Below are 14,246 nucleotides of genomic sequence, written 5' to 3' on the forward strand. Positions count from 1 at the left end.
TGAGCGCGGATCAGGTAAATCATCTTCTTAATTTAAGCGTAGAAGGCTTTGCAAATCTTGCATGCGCCCCAAAACCAATTTCAATGGCATATCAATAACTCATCCTAAAAATCCTGTTTTTGTCATAAGCCGCAGCCAGCGCTTTCATCGTTGTTTCATAACGCTGTAATGGGAGCGTCATAACCCGGCTTCAGAGTAGAAAGTTAATTTTTTGTAATCTTCAGACAAAAAGAGTTGGGCGGGGTGCGCGGGGCGACTACACTTCATCCGCCAATTATTTGACGAACAGGAAAGAAAGGACTGTGACCAAATTCAAACTCCTGGCACTGGGCGTAGTGACGGCGATCTCTGCCTGCGCGGCCAATGCAGAAAGCAATTTTTCTCTCGGCGCGGGTGTGGGCGTGATGGAGTCTCCTTATAAGGAGTACGACACGCGCGTCACGCCGCTTCCGGTTGTAACCTATGAGAGCGATGACTTCTGGTTCCGCGGCATCGGCGGCGGCTACTACTTATGGAATGACGAAGCCGACAAGCTGTCGGTGATGGCCTTCTATTCACCCTGGCAGTTCAAGCCGAAAGATAGCGACAACATCCAGCTGCGCCAGCTGGATCGCCGCAAATCAACGGCAATGGCAGGTTTAAGCTATATCCATAACACGCAGTATGGTTTCCTGCGCACCACCCTTGCCGGTGACGTGCTGGATAACAGCAACGGCGTGGTGTGGGATCTGGCCTGGCTTTACAACTACACCAACGGCGGTCTGACCGTGACGCCGGGTATCGGCGTCGAGTGGAGCAGCGATAATCAGAACGAATACTACTACGGCGTATCGCGTTCAGAATCGCGCCGCAGCGGGCTGTCGAGCTACGACCCGGACAGCAGCTGGGATCCGTATCTTGAGCTGACCGTCAGCTACCGTTTCGCGGACAACTGGAGCGTTTACGGCACCGGCCGCTACTCGCACCTCTCTGATGAGATCAAAGACAGCCCGATGGTGGATAAATCCTGGTCTGGTCTGCTCTCAACGGGTGTGACCTACCGCTTCTGATTGTGCACGTCTACAGTGCATGTTGTGCATTCCAACAGGGCCTATGGCCCTGTTTTGTTTTATGGTGGTGCGTTCAACCCAGGAGGAGAAGATGGCAGAAAAAACGGTACGTCTCGGCGGCACGCTACTGCCCGCCATCGGGCAGGGCACGTGGTATATGGGTGAAAACGCCCGTTCCCGACAGCAGGAGGTTTCTGCACTACGCGCGGGCATCGATCTTGGCCTGACGCTTATCGACACCGCAGAGATGTACGCCGATGGCGCGGCAGAAGAGGTGGTCGGCGAAGCATTACAGGGTGGCCTGCGCGACAAGGTGTTTCTGGTCTCCAAAGTCTACCCGTGGAACGCGGGTGGTGAGAAGGCGATTGCCGCCTGCGAAGCGAGCCTGCGACGGCTGAAAACCGACGCGCTCGATCTCTATCTGCTGCACTGGCGCGGGAACTATTCGCTGGCGGAAACGGTTGAGGTGATGGAGACGCTCATCCGGCAGGGGAAAATCCGCCGCTGGGGCGTCTCTAACCTGGATTACGGCGATATGCAGGAGCTGATGCAGGTGAGTGGCGGTGACGCCTGCGCCACCAACCAGGTGCTCTATCACCTGGCTTCACGCGGTATTGAGTACGATCTGCTGCCGTGGTGTCAGCAGCAGGTGATGCCGGTGATGGCCTACTGCCCGCTGGCCCAGGCCGGGCGGCTGCGCGACGGGCTGATGGAAAACCGCGTAGTGCAACAGATTGCCGAAGCGCATCACGCCAGCGCGGCGCAAATCTTACTGGCGTGGGTTATTCATCATCAGGGCGTGATGGCGATTCCGAAAGCATCGAGTATTAAGCATGTGGAAGAGAATGCCGCCGCGCTCGCGATCGTGCTCAGTGATGACGAAATGCGACAGCTCGACGCGGCGTTTCCGGCGCCGAAGGGGAAAACCCCGCTTGATGTAGTGTAAGGCAGGTAATTCCCTCTCCCGGCGGGAGAGGGGAGGCAGGGCGATCAGCGTTTAACGACGCGGATGGTCTGCGCGAGGCGGGAGGGTTTCTCTTCGCTCGCTTTCTGCGCCACGGTCGCATTGACCGACTCGACGCAGACAAAGGTTTTATAGCCATCATCCGGCATGTCGGCCATGCTGACGGAGAGCGCCGGGCCCGGGTTCCAGGCAACGACGTTAGCGTTGTGATGATGAGTCACTTCGATCGCGCGATTCAGCTTCGCGTCGTGGATAAGGCTGCAACCTTCGGCGTTGAGGTAGACGCGGTCGACGCGATCCGGGAAGGTCTGCACGCCGTCGGTCAGCACATCCTCTTTGGCGTCGTTCACTTTATCGATAAAGCGATCGCCGAGGCCGCTTACTTTGACATCTGCGATATCGCCAACGTTAAAGTAGGTGTGCAGCGCAGAGGTGGTTTCGAATTCACCGTGCGCTTCCAGCTCCATTTCGCAGGTTGCCGCCAGCTTGAAGCGGGCGAAGAGGGTGAAGTCGTGCGGCCAGTGCTGGCGCGACGCGTCGCTGCTCTGCAGTTCGAAGGTCAGCACCACGCTGCTCTCATCTTCGTTATGCGCCTGCAGCGCCCACGGCAGGTTACGGGCAAAACCGTGCGCCGGCAGACCCTGCTCTTTCGCCGGGCCAAACCACGGCCAGCAGATCGGCACGCCGCCACGGATCGCCACACCCTCTTTAAATGGCGTATTGCCGCTCAGCCACAGTACCTCTTCTTCACCCTGTGGTTTCCAGCACAGCAGATGCGCGCCCTGGTAAGCAAACGCGGCCTTCACCTGCGGATGATCGACAACCAGCAGGTCGAGGTCATCCAGCGTGCGGCGCGAGAGCGTCGGCGTGATTTGTTCGACTACCGGAAGTGCAAAAATTTTAGTAATCATTAACGCAATCCTCTGTCTTCAAAACAAAAAAAGAGCGACCGAAGTCGCCCTTTCAGAAAGCTTACCATCTCAACTTATTTGGAGATGTGAGCGATCAGATCCAGAACTTTGTTAGAGTAGCCGGTTTCGTTGTCGTACCAGGAGACCAGTTTCACGAAGTTGTCGTTCAGTGCGATACCAGCTTTAGCATCGAACACAGAAGTGCAAACTTCGCCGTTGAAATCGGTAGAAACAACGTCGTCTTCGGTGTAACCCAGAACGCCTTTCATTTCGCCTTCAGAAGCGGCTTTGATGGCTTTCTTGATCTCTTCGTAGGACGCTGCTTTTTCCAGACGAACGGTCAGGTCAACAACGGATACGTTCGGAGTCGGAACGCGGAACGCCATACCGGTCAGTTTGCCGTTCAGTTCCGGCAGAACTTTACCTACTGCTTTAGCAGCGCCGGTAGAGGACGGGATGATGTTCTGAGCTGCGCCGCGGCCGCCGCGCCAGTCTTTGTGAGACGGGCCATCAACGGTTTTCTGAGTTGCGGTGGTCGCGTGAACGGTGGTCATCAGACCTTCGATGATGCCGAAGTTGTCGTTGATAACTTTCGCCAGCGGAGCCAGGCAGTTAGTGGTGCAGGAAGCGTTGGAAACGATGTCCTGGCCTGCATATTTCTCGAAGTTAGCGCCACGCACGAACATCGGGGTGTTGTCTTTGGACGGACCGGTCAGAACAACTTTTTTCGCGCCGGCAGTGATGTGCTTACGAGCAGTTTCGTCGGTCAGGAAGATACCGGTAGCTTCAGCAACAACGTCAACGCCGATTTCGTTCCACTTCAGGTTAGCCGGGTCTTTCTCAGCAGTAACACGGATGGTTTTGCCGTTAACAACCAGGTGGCCGTCTTTCACTTCAACGGTGCCGTTGAAACGACCGTGAGTGGAGTCGTACTTCAGCATGTACGCCATGTAATCCGCATCTAACAGATCGTTGATACCAACGATTTCGATGTCAGAACGCTCTTGAGCAGCACGGAAAACAATGCGACCGATACGGCCAAAACCGTTGATACCTACTTTGATAGTCATATATTCCACCAGCTATTTGTTAGTGAATAAAAGGTTGGCTGTAAAATTACAAAAACCTTACGCAGCGTCAAGCGGAATCGTGTCAATCATTGCGACAAATCAATCATCCGCATGTCCGTGGTCAGACTGATTAATCTCACTTTCCCTTTGAGCATCTTCCCCATATGGGGTGCCGCCCAAGATTTTAAAGGTCACTAAAGATAAAATTGTGAGACTCATCACAATTCCCTGGCTGCTTTATCGCAACTGCTAAGTTTAGAACAAAAGTCGAGCCCTGAGTGTTAATGTTTTGTTAGAATCAGGCTGATAAGTTGTCGAATCATGACCGCGAGATGTAAACAAATGGCGAACAATTCCTCCCAGGACGATCTGAAAAACGATCTGACCGAAATGCAGTTCTACGTAACGCAAAATCATGGCACCGAGCCGCCCTTTAGCGGACGCCTGCTGCACAACAAGCGCGATGGCGTCTACCACTGCCTGGTGTGCGATGCCGCGCTCTTTAGCGCCGAGACCAAGTATGATTCTGGCTGCGGCTGGCCGAGCTTCTACGAGCCGGTGAGCGAAGAGGCAATTCGTTATATCAATGATTACTCCCACGGCATGCAGCGCGTTGAAATCCGCTGCGGTAAGTGCGATGCACACCTGGGGCACGTTTTCCCGGACGGCCCACAGCCGACAGGTGAGCGTTATTGCGTCAACTCCGCGTCGTTGAGCTTTACCGATGAAGAGAATGGCGACCAGACCCGCGGTTGAAAAATCGATTCAGCTATTATTCCAGAGAGCAGAGTAAGATGAATATTGATGAGATCGTGAGCAATATGACGCCGGAGATTTACCAGCGTCTGGCGACGGCAGTTGAGCTGGGAAAATGGCCCGACGGCGTGGCGCTGACGCCGGAGCAGAAAGAGAACAGTCTGCAACTGGTGATGTTGTGGCAGGCGCGCAATAACGTGCAGGCGCAGCATATGACCATCGATACCAACGGGCAGATGGTGATGAAGAGCAAACAGCAGCTGAAAGAGGAGTTTGGCATCACCCCCAAACCGATCGCCACCTTCAAATCCTGACGATGTGCCGGATGGCGGCGTAAACGCCTTATCCGGCCTACGGAGTGTCATGCTTTTGTAGGCCTGATAAGCGTAGCGCCATCAGGCAAGTTATGGGCTCCGAAGCGGATTGCCGGATGGCGGCATAAACGCCTTATCCGGCCTACGGAGTGGCACGCTTTTGTACGCCTGATAAGCGCAGCGCCATCAGGCAGGTCTTCGGACCCGGAGCAGAGTGCCGGATGGCGGCGTAAACGCCTTATCCGGCCTACGGGGTGTCATGCTTTTGCAGGACTGATAAGCGCAGCGCCATCAGGCAGGTTTTCGAACCCGGTGCAGAGTGCCGGATGGCGGCGTAAACGCCTTATCCGGCCTACGGAGTGGTACGCTTTTGTAAGCCTGATAAGCGTCGCGCCATCAGGCAGGTTTTGGGCTCCGAAGCGGATTGCCGGATGGCGGCGTAAACGCCTTATCCGGCCTACGGAGTGACATGATTTTGTAGGCCTGATAAGGCGCAGCCGCCATCAGGCAGTGCGCGGGAATCAGCAACACTTACCCGCGCGTTTCCAGCCAGTCCGCCAGCGTATAGAGCGTTGCGCCGCCGCTTGCCATTGCCATAAACGCCTGCGTGCTGTCGTCGGCATGCAGGTTTACGCCACGACAACCGTCGGTAATCACACTTACTTCATACCCAAGCTGTAGCGCATCCTGCACCGTAAACTTCACGCAATAATCGGTGGCTAAGCCCATCACCACCAGCTCGCGAACGCCATGCGCCTGCAACCAGTCGTGAAGCGCCGTCTGCTGACGGTGGCCGTTATCGAAAAAGGCGCTGTAGCTGTCGATAAGCGGATTTTCCCCTTTGTGGAACACCGCATCGATGCCCTGCTGATCGAGCAGCGGATGCAGCGCCGCGCCCTCGCTCCCTTGCACACAGTGATCGGGCCAGAAAGTCTGCGCCAATCCCTCCAGCTCGCCAGTAACAAACGGCTCAACGCCGTGCTGGCTGGCGAAACTGCCGTGATTCGCCGGATGCCAGTCCATGCTGGTCAGCACCGGTTCGCCGCGGCTTTTAAACCACGGGATCAGCGTGTTTGCCACATCCACAGTGCTGTCGCCGCCCGCAACGGCCAGCGCGCCACCGGCACAAAAATCGTTTTGCAGATCGACCAGCAGCAGAGCGCGTGCTTTCATCGTTAACTCCTTACTCGTCCGGCGTCAGTTCACCGCGCAGGTTTTGCGTCATCGCGGTGCGGATCGCATTCGCGTCCAGATCCTGACTTAACAGATAGTGCAGTTTAGTCAGCGTCGCCTCGACCGTCATGTCCGCGCCGCCAATCACGCCTGCATGGGCGAGGGCGTTACCGGTAGCGTAACCACCCATATTGACCTTGCCGGACATGCACTGGGTCAGGTTCACAACCACGATGCCGCGCTCGCTCGCTTCCTGCAGCGCCTTAAGGAACTCGCGGTTTTGCGGCGCGTTGCCTACGCCGTATGAACGCAGGATCAGCGCTTTTACCGGCTGCAGCAGGAAGTTACGCACCACATCGGCAGAAATACCCGGGTAGATGGTCACAACGCCAATCGGTTGCGGGGTGATCGGATGAACGATCAGTTCGCCCACGGTGCTCGGCGCAGGCGGCGTGCCGAGACGGCGAATGTGGATACCTGCTTCCAGCAGCGGCGAGAGGTTCGGTGAGGCAAAAGCATCAAAACCGTCAGCGTGGGCTTTAGTGGTGCGGTTGCCACGATAGAGACGGTTGTTGAAAAAGAGGGTCACTTCATTAATCGGGAAGTTCGCCGCCACATAGAGCGCGTTAAGCAGGTTGATCTGCCCGTCGGAGCGCAGTTCCGCCAGCGGGATTTGTGACCCTGTCACAATTACCGGCTTGCCGAGGTTTTCAAGCATAAACGACAGGGCGGACGCGGTGTAGGCCATGGTGTCGGTGCCGTGCAGGATCACGAAACCGTCATACTCGTCGTAGTGCGCTTTCACATCATCCGCAATATGCTGCCAGTCTTCCGGCGTCATATCGGAGGAGTCCATCAGCGGGGCATATTCATGGATGGTGAAGTCGGGCATCTCCGGACGATGGAACTCTGGCATCAGCGCCAGCTGGCGCTGCAGATGACCGGAAACCGGCACATAGCCATGCTCTGAACGCTGCATGCCGATGGTGCCGCCCGTGTAGGCTACGTAAATGGATTTTTTTTGCATGGTAAGTAGGTTCTGACTGAATCAAAAAATCCCCTCCAGCGGAGGGGATGCGTAAGGAAAAATTAGCGAACGGTGGCGCAGTTCAGGCACAGCGCATAACGGTTCTGCGGATCGTTAAATACCGCCAGTTTATCCGTTTCGGCTTTCACTTCCTGCGCTGCGCTTGCCAGCGGTGCCGGCAGGTAAGCCTGCAGCGCCTGTGGCAGCATTGCGCGCACCGAGCCGGTCATGCTGTCCACCACGCGGTCCAGTAAGCCTAGCTCCTCTTCGTAGTAATCAACATGCCACTGTTTCAGCTTCGCCAGCTCTGCGGCTTTAGCAATCGCGTCATCGAAGTCGCCCAGTGCATCGACCAGGCCGTTATTTTTCGCATCCTGACCGGTCCAGACGTGGCCCTGTGCGATTTTATCCACCTGCTCCGGCGTGCTGTTGCGCGACTTCGCCACCAGCGTGATAAAGCGCTTATAGCCATTCTCGATGCTCAACTGCATCATTTGCTGAACTTCATCAGGCAGCGCTTTGGTCATGCTCACATCCGCCAGCGGCGAAGTGGCAACGCCATCCGTATGCACACCGATGCTGTCGAGGCTGTTCTCCAGCGTATTGATCACGCCAAAGATGCCGATGGAGCCGGTCAGGGTGCTCGGGTTGGCAACAATGTAGTTGGCTGGTGTCGAGATCCAGTACCCACCGGAGGCTGCCATGCCGCCCATCGAAACGACAACCGGTTTGCCTGCCGCACGGGCAGCGGCCAGTTCAGCGCGGATCACCTCGGAGGCGCTGACGCTGCCGCCGGGGCTGTTGACACGCAGGACAATCGCTTTGACCTTGTCATCCAGACGCGCGTCGCGGATCTGCGCCGCGGTAGTATCACCGCCCACATTCCCCGGGGTCTCTTCGCCATCCATGATGGCGCCGTTAGCGAAGATCACCGCCACAGTGCCGCCTACATCGGCCGGCGTTTTGGTTTGATAGTCATAGAAGCTGATGGCGCGGAAGTTTTTATCTTCCTTGCTCCAGCCAAACTGTTTCACCATCGCTTTTTCTGCGTCAGCGGCAGAGCCCAGCTCATCAACCAGCTTGTTATCGAGCGCATATTTCGCCGTATCGCCGTCCACTTTACGCAGGCCGTCGAGCATCGCTTGCGCGCCAGGGAAGACCTGCTGGGCGGTGATCTGGCGGTTAGCCGCCACGGTGTTGAGGTAGTTCTGCCACAGCTCGCCGATCCAGCGGCTGTCCGCTTCGCGCGCGGCAGGGGACATATCGTCGCGAATGAACGGCTCAACGGCGGATTTGTAAGTGCCGACGCGGAAGACGTGGGTCGTCACTTTCAGTTTGTCGAGCAGCGCTTTGTAATAAAGGCCGTTGGTAGCGAAACCATGCAGATCGACCACGCCCTGCGGCGAGAGCCAGATCTTATTGGCAAAGCTTGCAAGGTAGTACTGACCCTGGCTGTAATTATCGCCCACCGCATAGACCGGTTTCCCGCTGTCGCGGAATTCGCGCAGCGCTTTACCGATGTACTGCATCGAGGGCTGATCGGCACCGGCGAAATTCTTCAGATCGAGCACAATGCCGGTAATGTTGCGATCCTGCTGTGCCTGACGGATAGTTTCGACGATATCGAAGAGTGAGTTCTCCTGCAGACGATCGGAGCTGGCACCGAACAGCTGGCGACCCAGTGCGCCGAGGCGACCGCTGGCGGAGGTTTTATCAACCACCACGCCGGAGATATCCAGCAGCAGCGCGCCGCGCCCGCTGCGTTCCGCTTTGCTGTCGCTGACCTGCATCCATACGCCGACTGCCACTAATATCAACACGATGAAGATAACGTTCATCACCAGGTTGCGGGTAAAGTTCAGCAATCGCCAGCACCACTTAAAAAATCCGGCAATAATGCGCCAAAGGGTTTGCATGTATTCTCCCTGCGAGTTAACGGCCACCGCTGCCCGAGCGGCAAAGTGTGGTTATCCTAATTATCCCGCTGCCTCTTGTCAGCAGGAATCGCCTCCGGCGCTGTAACAATTTCTACGCCCATGTTAATTTTATGAACAAATTTCACAACAAGAGGTTAACTAATGGACGCACTTGAACTTCTCGTCAACCGACGCAGTGCTTCTCGCCTGGCAGAACCGGCTCCGGCAGGTGAACAGCTGGATAACATTCTGCGCGCTGGCATGCGAGCGCCAGACCACGGCACACTGCAACCGTGGCACTTCTTTGTGATTGAGGGGGAAGGGCGCGAGCGCTTCAGCCAGACGATGGAGCAGGCGGCGCGTGCCGCGTGCCAGGATGAAAAAGGCATTGAGAAAGCGCGTACCTCGCCGTTTCGTGCACCGATGATTATCACCGTGGTGGCAAAGTGTCAGGCGCACCACAAAGTGCCGCAGTGGGAGCAGCTGCTCTCCGCGGGGTGTGCGGTGATGGCGATGCAGATGGCGGCGCTGGCGCAGGGCTTTAACGGCATCTGGCGTACCGGCCCGCTGACCAACAGCCCCGAGGTTCGCCAGGCGTTTAACTGTGGTGAACTGGATCAGATTGTCGGCTTCCTCTACCTCGGTACCCCGCAGTTGAAAGCCTCTACCACGGTGACCGTGCCGGATCATACGCCGTTCGTTACCCACTTCTGAGTGCCGCTTGCGCCGGATGGCGATAAACGCTAATCCGGCCTGGGCCACCACGCAGGTTTGCAGGCCAGATTAAACGCTGCCGTCATCCGGCAGCAGGGTTACTTATGACTCGCTGCAAACTCCTCTTTGGCTTTTTGCAACTGCTGCTGGAACGCCGGATTGGTGTGCAGGGTGGCGACAACCGCCGAGCCGACAACGCGCGCGGCGTCAACGTCGCTCTGCCAGTGGTAACCACAAATCACCCGGCTTTGGCCCAGGTCGAAGCCGCGCTTGAGGATCTCATTCTGTCGCTGCGGATTGACTTCCGCCAGCACCAGCGCCGTGGCCCAGCCAATCGCCGTATGGCCTGACGGGTAGGATCCATTCTTCGACAGCTCATCCTGATCTTTGGTATTGCAGGTTGGCACGTTGTAGAAGGCGAAAGGACGAATGCGCATGTACTTCTGTTTAGCGCCGCGTGTGGCCAGATCGCCCGCATCTTCAATCATATTGGTCAGCAGCTTGTGCAGCTGCGGCGCATCTTTTTCGGTGATCGGTGAACCGAACGCGCCGGAGAAGGCGTTGGCCACGCCGCCGCTGCTCAGGTTGGCGTCTTCAGCGGCAAGCTTGCCGCGCTCGGTATTGCGCAGTAAACGCCCCTGCTCATACATCGCCTGATCGTTGAGAAAAGCGATGCTGCCCACTTCCGGCGGTGGCGGCAGCAGCGCCAGGCTATCAATTGCCTGGTCGTTTTTCAGGTAGTAGAGATCCGGTTTGGTGGTGGCATCATTTCCCGTTGGTACAAGAGCAAAGGCGTTGGCAGAAAGTAAACCCGCAAGGCAAAGGGTGATAAGTCTTTTTTTCATTAGAGATTCCTTAGATTTTTGACTGCAACAGCCATAGGTGGCTGTTGTCATATTTCTGTCATAATCTGCGCGAAATAACATTGCGGTGAATCGCAAAACCGCTCCTGCACCGTTTTGCTGCGGTGTGAACGCTTAAAATATAATCAGCAATTATCACTCTTTCGCTCGCTTAATGAGCAACGGGGCGCGAAATCGGATTGTCACACTTACTACCTTACGGTTTGGGCGCTACCATAGCGCCATTGCAATGACAGGAGATGTCCATGAGCGAGCAAGCTATTCGTTTAACGCAATACAGCCACGGAGCCGGTTGCGGATGTAAAATTTCCCCCAAAGTGCTGGATACCATCTTGCACAGCGAGCAGGCGAAGTTCCTCGATCCCAACCTTCTGGTCGGCAACGAGACGCGTGACGACGCCGCGGTTTACGACCTTGGTAATGGCACCTGCGTTATCAGCACTACTGACTTTTTTATGCCGATTGTCAATAACCCCTTCGACTTTGGCCGCATCGCCGCAACAAACGCCATCAGCGACGTCTTCGCGATGGGCGGCAAACCGATCATGGCTATCGCTATCCTCGGCTGGCCGCTTGATAAGCTGCCCCCGGAGGTTGCTCGTGAAGTGATCGAAGGCGGGCGTTTTGCCTGTCAGCAGGCGGGCATTGCGCTGGCCGGTGGCCACTCGATCGATGCCCCGGAGCCGATTTTTGGCCTTGCCGTCACCGGCGTAGTGCCGACCGAGCGCGTGAAGAAGAACAGCACCGCGCAGGCGGGCTGCAAACTCTTCCTCACCAAACCGCTGGGTATTGGCGTGTTGACCACCGCTGAGAAGAAATCCCTGCTTAAGCCGGAGCATGTTGGGCTGGCGACGGAGGTGATGTGCCGGATGAACCTCGCCGGTGCGGCGTTTGCCGATATTGAGGGTGTGAAAGCGATGACCGACGTCACCGGCTTTGGTCTGCTGGGACACTTGAGCGAGATGTGCCAGGGCGCGGGCGTGCAGGCGCAACTTACCTACGCCGACGTGCCGAAGCTGCCAGGCGTGGAGGAGTATATTGCCCAGGGCGCGGTGCCGGGCGGCACGCAGCGTAACTTTGCCAGCTACGGCCACCTGATGGGCGAGATGCCGGATGCCGTGCGCAATCTGTTGTGCGATCCGCAAACCTCCGGCGGTCTGCTGCTGGCGGTGACGCCGGATGCCGAAGCGCAGGTGAAAGCCACGGCGGCGGAGTATGGCATCGAACTGAGCGCCATTGGCGAACTGGTCACCGCCCGCGGCGGTCGCCCGATGATTGAGATCCGATAAGTCGATGCGGTTATTTATTGCCGAAAAGCCCAGTCTGGCGCGCGCCATTGCCGATGTGTTGCCGAAGCCGCATCGCAAAGGCGACGGCTACATTGAGTGCGGTAATGGCCAGGTGGTGACCTGGTGTATCGGTCACCTGCTGGAGCAGGCGCAGCCGGATGTCTATGACAGCCGCTATGCGCGCTGGAACCTGGCGGATTTGCCCATTGTGCCGGAGAAGTGGCAGCTGCAGCCGCGCCCCTCGGTGCTTAAGCAGATCAACGTTATTAAGCGTCTGCTTGCCGACGCCGACGAAGTGGTGCATGCCGGTGACCCGGATCGCGAAGGGCAACTGCTGGTGGATGAGGTGATTGACTACCTGCAACTGCCCGCGGAAAAGCGCCAGCATGTGCAGCGCTGCCTGATTAACGATCTCAACCCGCAGGCGGTGGAGAGAGCGATTGGGCGGCTGCGTGCCAACAGCGAGTTTATTCCGCTCTGCGTCTCGGCGCTGGCCCGCGCCCGCGCAGACTGGCTTTACGGCATTAATATGACCCGCGCCTATACGCTTTTAGGCCGCAACGCCGGCTATCAGGGGGTGCTCTCCGTTGGGCGCGTCCAGACCCCGGTGCTGGGGCTGGTGGTGCGGCGCGATGAAGAGATTGAGAACTTCGTCTCGAAAGATTTTTTTGAAGTGAAAGCGCATATTGTGACCCCCGCCGGGGAGCGGTTTACCGCCCTCTGGCAGCCGAGCGATGCCTGTGAGCCTTACCAGGATGAAGAGGGACGTCTGCTGCATCGCGCGCTGGCGGAGCACGTAGTTAACCGCATCAGCGGTCAACCGGCGATGGTCACTGCCTATAACGATAAACGGGAATCAGAACTGGCACCGCTGCCGTTCTCCCTCTCATCACTGCAGATTGAGGCGGCGAAGCGTTTTGGCCTGAGCGCGCAGAACGTGCTCGATACCTGCCAGAAGCTGTATGAAACCCACAAATTAATTACCTATCCGCGCTCCGACAGCCGCTATTTGCCGGAGGAGCACTTTGCCGGTCGCCATGCGGTGCTGAACGCGATTGGCGTGCATGCCGCCGATCTGCTGCCGCAGCCGGTGGTTAACCCCGATACGCGCAACCGCTGCTGGGATGACAAAAAGGTGGATGCTCACCATGCGATCATTCCGACCGCGCGCAGCTCGAAGGTGAGCCTCAGCGATAACGAGGCCAAAGTCTACAACCTGATTGCGCGGCAATATCTGATGCAGTTCTGCCCGGATGCGGTGTTCCGCAAGTGCCAGATCGATCTCGATATCGCCAACGGCAAGTTTATCGCCAAAGCGCGTTTCCTGGCGGAAGCGGGGTGGCGGACGCTGCTTGGCGCGAAAGAGCGCGATGAAGATGATGACGGCACGCCGCTGCCGGTGGTAGCAAAGGGCGATGAGCTGTTGTGTGAAAAGGGCGAAGTGGTGGCGCGCCAGACGCAGCCGCCGCGCCACTTCACCGATGCGACGCTGCTCTCTGCGATGACCGGTATTGCGCGCTTTGTGCAGGATAAGGATCTGAAAAAGATCCTGCGCGCCACCGATGGATTAGGCACCGAAGCGACGCGTGCGGGTATTATCGAACTGCTGTTTAAGCGCGGCTTTCTGGTGAAAAAAGGGCGCTATATTCACTCTTCCGACGCAGGAAGGGCATTGATCCACTCGCTGCCGGAGATGGCGGCGCGACCCGATATGACTGCGCACTGGGAGTCGGTGCTGACGCAGATCAGCGAAAAGGAGTGTCGCTACCAGGACTTTATGCAGCCGCTGGTCGGCACGTTGCATGAGCTGATCCACCAGGCGCGCAGCACCCCGGTACGGCAGTTCCGCGGCCTGGTGGCACCCGGCGGCGATAAGAAAAAATCCTTCGCCAAAGGACGCAGTAAGAAACGCCCGCCCGCGGCGGAAGCGCCTGCCTCGTAATCCCGTCAGCAATGCCCGATGGCGCTGCGCTTATCGGGCCTACAAAAGCATGCTAACCCGTACGCCGCCATCCGGCACTCCGCACCGGGCCCGAAAACCTGCCTGATGGCGCTGCGCTTATCAGGCCTACAAAAGCGTGCTAACCCGTACGCTGCCATACGGTACTCTGCACCGGGTCTGCAAATTGCCTGATGGCGCTGCGCTTATCAGGCCTACAAAAGCGTGCTAACCCGTACGCCGCCATCCGGCACTCCGCAC

13 protein-coding genes are annotated in these 14,246 nt (G+C 57.4%); 7 read left to right on the forward strand and 6 right to left on the reverse strand.

Going from position 1 to position 14,246, the window contains the following annotated elements; translation table 11 throughout:
• Window positions 1–302 precede the first annotated feature (302 nt).
• Window positions 303–1,049, forward strand: coding sequence for a MipA/OmpV family protein (locus BWI95_RS14955; protein WP_023481831.1), 747 nt, complete (start codon window positions 303–305; stop codon window positions 1,047–1,049).
• 91 nt (window positions 1,050–1,140) lie between these two features.
• Window positions 1,141–1,995, forward strand: coding sequence for an aldo/keto reductase (locus BWI95_RS14960; protein ID WP_076769733.1), 855 nt, complete (start codon window positions 1,141–1,143; stop codon window positions 1,993–1,995).
• Window positions 1,996–2,039: 44 nt separating this feature from the next.
• Here the strand turns inward: BWI95_RS14960 and BWI95_RS14965 are convergent, their stop codons facing one another.
• Both BWI95_RS14965 and gapA read right to left on the reverse strand, forming a co-directional pair.
• Window positions 2,040–2,924, reverse strand: a complete 885-nt coding sequence (locus BWI95_RS14965; RefSeq protein ID WP_054802895.1) for a D-hexose-6-phosphate mutarotase — start codon at window positions 2,922–2,924, stop codon at window positions 2,040–2,042.
• Between the two features lie 74 nt (window positions 2,925–2,998).
• Entirely contained in the window at window positions 2,999–3,994 is a 996-nt protein-coding gene (gene gapA, locus BWI95_RS14970; RefSeq protein ID WP_023481291.1) for a glyceraldehyde-3-phosphate dehydrogenase, read from the reverse strand.
• 342 nt (window positions 3,995–4,336) lie between these two features.
• On the opposite strand from gapA, the gene msrB reads away from it, so the two are divergent.
• Together msrB and BWI95_RS14980 are read left to right on the forward strand one after the other, a co-directional pair.
• Window positions 4,337–4,750, forward strand: a complete 414-nt coding sequence (gene msrB, locus BWI95_RS14975) for a peptide-methionine (R)-S-oxide reductase MsrB (protein ID WP_054802950.1) — start codon at window positions 4,337–4,339, stop codon at window positions 4,748–4,750.
• Window positions 4,751–4,788: 38 nt separating this feature from the next.
• A complete protein-coding gene (locus tag BWI95_RS14980) occupies window positions 4,789–5,064 on the forward strand; it encodes a YeaC family protein (protein WP_023481791.1) in 276 nt (91 codons plus the stop codon).
• Window positions 5,065–5,595: 531 nt separating this feature from the next.
• On the opposite strand, the gene pncA is transcribed toward BWI95_RS14980, so the two are convergent.
• From pncA to sppA, 3 genes are all read right to left on the reverse strand, one after another.
• Window positions 5,596–6,237 (reverse strand): bifunctional nicotinamidase/pyrazinamidase, encoded by a 642-nt coding sequence (pncA, locus tag BWI95_RS14985; protein WP_054802894.1) that lies wholly within the window; start codon window positions 6,235–6,237, stop codon window positions 5,596–5,598.
• Window positions 6,238–6,247: 10 nt separating this feature from the next.
• A complete protein-coding gene (ansA, locus tag BWI95_RS14990) occupies window positions 6,248–7,264 on the reverse strand; it encodes an asparaginase (protein WP_023481446.1) in 1,017 nt (338 codons plus the stop codon).
• 62 nt (window positions 7,265–7,326) lie between these two features.
• Window positions 7,327–9,180: a signal peptide peptidase SppA gene (gene sppA, locus BWI95_RS14995; RefSeq protein ID WP_076769734.1), complete on the reverse strand. Its 1,854-nt coding sequence runs from the start codon at window positions 9,178–9,180 to the stop codon at window positions 7,327–7,329.
• A gap of 162 nt (window positions 9,181–9,342) precedes the next feature.
• Here sppA and BWI95_RS15000 point away from each other — a divergent pair, with 162 nt between their 5' ends.
• Window positions 9,343–9,894, forward strand: coding sequence for an NAD(P)H nitroreductase (locus tag BWI95_RS15000; RefSeq protein ID WP_054802893.1), 552 nt, complete (start codon window positions 9,343–9,345; stop codon window positions 9,892–9,894).
• 98 nt (window positions 9,895–9,992) lie between these two features.
• Here BWI95_RS15000 and phoC read toward each other — a convergent pair whose 3' ends face one another.
• Window positions 9,993–10,739, reverse strand: coding sequence for an acid phosphatase PhoC (phoC, locus tag BWI95_RS15005; protein ID WP_076769735.1), 747 nt, complete (start codon window positions 10,737–10,739; stop codon window positions 9,993–9,995).
• 263 nt (window positions 10,740–11,002) lie between these two features.
• Between phoC and selD the strand changes: the two genes are divergently transcribed.
• Complete coding sequence (gene selD, locus BWI95_RS15010) at window positions 11,003–12,046, forward strand: selenide, water dikinase SelD (protein ID WP_076769736.1); 1,044 nt, start codon at window positions 11,003–11,005, stop codon at window positions 12,044–12,046.
• Window positions 12,047–12,050: 4 nt separating this feature from the next.
• Window positions 12,051–13,988 carry a DNA topoisomerase III gene (locus BWI95_RS15015; protein ID WP_076769737.1) on the forward strand — a complete coding sequence of 646 codons (1,938 nt, stop codon included), beginning with the start codon at window positions 12,051–12,053 and terminating at the stop codon, window positions 13,986–13,988.
• Window positions 13,989–14,246 lie beyond the last annotated feature (258 nt).

Source organism: Kosakonia cowanii JCM 10956 = DSM 18146, assembly GCF_001975225.1.
Lineage (GTDB): Bacteria > Pseudomonadota > Gammaproteobacteria > Enterobacterales > Enterobacteriaceae > Kosakonia > Kosakonia cowanii.

Excerpts from the sequence above, each read along its gene's own strand:
- BWI95_RS14960 (WP_076769733.1), top strand. The coding sequence starts at position 1,141 with ATGGCAGAAAAAACGGTACGTCTCGGCGGCACGCTACTGCCCGCCATC.
- BWI95_RS14965 (WP_054802895.1), bottom strand. The coding sequence starts at position 2,924 with ATGATTACTAAAATTTTTGCACTTCCGGTAGTCGAACAAATCACGCCG.
- gapA (WP_023481291.1), bottom strand. The coding sequence starts at position 3,994 with ATGACTATCAAAGTAGGTATCAACGGTTTTGGCCGTATCGGTCGCATT.
- msrB (WP_054802950.1), top strand. The coding sequence starts at position 4,337 with ATGGCGAACAATTCCTCCCAGGACGATCTGAAAAACGATCTGACCGAA.
- BWI95_RS14980 (WP_023481791.1), top strand. The coding sequence starts at position 4,789 with ATGAATATTGATGAGATCGTGAGCAATATGACGCCGGAGATTTACCAG.
- pncA (WP_054802894.1), bottom strand. The coding sequence starts at position 6,237 with ATGAAAGCACGCGCTCTGCTGCTGGTCGATCTGCAAAACGATTTTTGT.
- ansA (WP_023481446.1), bottom strand. The coding sequence starts at position 7,264 with ATGCAAAAAAAATCCATTTACGTAGCCTACACGGGCGGCACCATCGGC.
- sppA (WP_076769734.1), bottom strand. The coding sequence starts at position 9,180 with ATGCAAACCCTTTGGCGCATTATTGCCGGATTTTTTAAGTGGTGCTGG.
- BWI95_RS15000 (WP_054802893.1), top strand. The coding sequence starts at position 9,343 with ATGGACGCACTTGAACTTCTCGTCAACCGACGCAGTGCTTCTCGCCTG.
- phoC (WP_076769735.1), bottom strand. The coding sequence starts at position 10,739 with ATGAAAAAAAGACTTATCACCCTTTGCCTTGCGGGTTTACTTTCTGCC.
- selD (WP_076769736.1), top strand. The coding sequence starts at position 11,003 with ATGAGCGAGCAAGCTATTCGTTTAACGCAATACAGCCACGGAGCCGGT.
- BWI95_RS15015 (WP_076769737.1), top strand. The coding sequence starts at position 12,051 with ATGCGGTTATTTATTGCCGAAAAGCCCAGTCTGGCGCGCGCCATTGCC.